Annotated in this window: 1 protein-coding gene, 1 pseudogene and 1 riboswitch; the gene and the pseudogene both read right to left on the bottom strand. The window is 73.3% G+C overall.

Annotation, left to right across the window (positions count from 1 at the left end; all coding sequences use genetic code 11):
* Window positions 1-1,315, bottom strand: a pseudogene (locus E1193_RS31000) (glycine dehydrogenase (aminomethyl-transferring)); the annotation flags it as partial.
* A 75-nt stretch (window positions 1,316-1,390) separates the two neighbouring features.
* A riboswitch (glycine riboswitch) is annotated at window positions 1,391-1,487 on the bottom strand.
* A 134-nt stretch (window positions 1,488-1,621) separates the two neighbouring features.
* On the bottom strand, window positions 1,622-2,482 hold the full coding sequence (locus E1193_RS30995) for an NAD-dependent protein deacetylase (RefSeq protein ID WP_132186676.1): 861 nt from the start codon (window positions 2,480-2,482) through the stop codon (window positions 1,622-1,624).
* Window positions 2,483-2,633 lie beyond the last annotated feature (151 nt).

The following is a 2,633-nucleotide window of genomic DNA, read 5'->3' as shown; positions in this document are numbered from 1 at the left end:
CGTCGAAACCCGGCACCCCGAACGCCGCCCACACCGCCCGAAGGTGCGCCGCGGTGGTCGTCTCGTCGCAGCTGATCCCCACCCGGTCGGTGTCGACCCACCGCAGGTTCACACCCCGCTCGGCCGCCGCCGCGACCACCTCAGCGGCCCGGCCCGGCACCGTCGCGGTCACCGTGTCGAAGAACGCGACGTCCGCGACCCGCACCCCACCGGCGCGCAGCCCGGCCGCCAGCCGCACCGCCATGCCATGGGTACGCCGGGCGATCGCCCGCAGCCCGTCCGGGCCGTGGTAGACGGCGTACATGCCCGCCATCACCGCCAGCAGCACCTGCGCGGTACAGATGTTGCTGGTCGCCCTCTCCCGCCGGATGTGCTGCTCCCGGGTCTGCAACGCCAACCGGAACGCGGGGTTGCCGTCCACGTCGCGCGACACCCCGACCAGCCGACCCGGCAGCATCCGTTCCAGCCCCGACCGCACCGCCAGGTAGCCGGCGTGCGGCCCACCGAAACCCATCGGCACCCCGAACCGCTGCGTGGTGCCCACGGCGATGTCCACGCCGATCTCCCCCGGCGGACGCAGCAGCGTCAACGCCAGCAGATCCGCCGCCACCGTCACCAACGCCCCCACCCCGTGCGCGGCCTCGACCAGCCGCGCGTGGTCACGCACCGCCCCCGACGCCCCCGGATACTGCAGGTGCAGGCCGAAAAACTCCGCCGGCAGCCCGTCGCGTTCGACGTCGACGACCCGCACCTCGATACCGAGCGGCTCCGCCCGGCCGGAGATCACCGCGATCGTCTGCGGCAGCGCGTCGGCGTCAACCACGTACACCGGGCTCTTGCACCTCGACGCACGACGTGCGAGGGTCATCGCCTCCGCCGCGGCGGTGCCCTCGTCGAGCATCGACGCGTTCGCCGTCGCCGACCCCGTCAGATCCGTCACCATCGTCTGAAAGTTCAGCAGCGCCTCCAACCGCCCCTGGCTGATCTCCGGCTGGTACGGCGTGTACGCCGTGTACCAGGCCGGGTTCTCCAGCACGTTACGGCGGATCACCGCCGGGGTGTGCGTACCGTGGTAACCCAACCCGATCATCGACACCGCGACGGTGTTACGGGCCGCCAAAGCCCGCAACTCCGCGATCGCCTCCCGCTCACCGGCCGGCTCCGGCAGCTGCAGGGTGCCCTGCCAGCGGATCACCTCCGGGATCGCCGCGTCCATCAGCTCGTCGATCGAGGCGTAGCCGACAACCTCCAGCATCCGACGCTCGTCGGCCAGGTCGGGGCCGATGTGCCGGTCGGCGAACTGCTCTGCGGTCATGCGCTGCGCTCCTAGCGGGGGCGAGGTCGACGGATCGGCCTCCCCCTGAGTCGCGCGCGGCGGCGCTCCACAGTGCCTGCCCCCGCGGTCCTTTTGCCTGAGAGGTTCCGGGGAGGGATCTGCCCCTTCGGCGCCGCCCCGACGAGGGGGCGGTCTCTCCCGCGTGGGTGGTACCGGCATGGTCAACGCTACCAGCGCCGCCACCCCCGGCCGCCGGCGTACCCCCCGGATGGGCACCCGCCCGATCACCGGCGTCGCCACGGCGTGTCGGCCGACCTGGACCGCTACCCGGCCGAACCGCCCCGGCTAGCCGGGGACCGGCACCGCCGCGCCCACCGGGCCGGCGCCCACCCGGTCGGCCACCGCCGGAAGCAGCGCACCCAACGGCCCGTCGACCCGCAGAGACGCGTACCCGTCGCCCCGCGTCGGGCCCTGGTTGACGATCACCACCGCAATGCCCTGCCTGACCGCCCGCAGCACGAACCGCCGCCCCGACAGCACCGTCAACGACGACCCCAACACCAGCAGCGTCCGGGCCCGAGCGACCATCGCGAAACACCGCGCCACCCGGTCGGTGGGCACCGTCTCACCGAAGAACACCACGTCCGGTTTCAGCATCCCCGTCCCGCAGCACGCGCAGTCGACCGTTCGGAACCCGGCCACCTGCCCGTCGTCGAGGTCGACGTCACCGTCGGGACGCACCGCCGTGGCTGCTGCGGCGAACCCCGGGTTGGCCTGACGTAGCCGCTGCTGCATTTGCTCACGCCCGCTCCGGTGGCCGCACCCCAGACACACCACCTCGGCCAGGCGGCCGTGCAGCTCCACCACATCCCGGCTGCCCGCGGCGGTGTGCAACCCGTCGACGTTCTGCGTGACGATCCCGTCCACCAGGCCAACGGCCTGCAACCGGGCCACCGCCCGGTGCCCGTCGTTCGGGGCAGCCGCCGCGATGGTGCGCCACCCCAGGTAACTGCGCGCCCAGTACCGGCGACGCGCCGCCGGGTCGCCGGTGAACGCCTGATAGGTCATCGGGGTGTGCCGGCGGGCCACGCCGCTGGGCCCCCGATAGTCGGGGATCCCCGACTCGGTGGACAGCCCCGCCCCGCTCAACACCACGACACCACCGCCGGCCACCACGCCGGCCAGCGCGTCGATCGTCTCCCTCACCCCACCATGCTGCCCCACGGCGGCGCAGGCGGCCACGTGAGCGTCGTCGCCCGCCGACCCTCGACCGCCGCACCGGTCATGACCGACTCACCTCGCGGCGGACCGTGGTATCGCGCCGGGTCCGACCAACCCCACCTGCCGCATCCGGAGT

This window comes from Micromonospora sp. KC606, assembly GCF_004348675.1.
GTDB lineage: Bacteria > Actinomycetota > Actinomycetes > Mycobacteriales > Micromonosporaceae > Micromonospora.
This window is presented reverse-complemented; position numbering and strand designations above follow the sequence as displayed.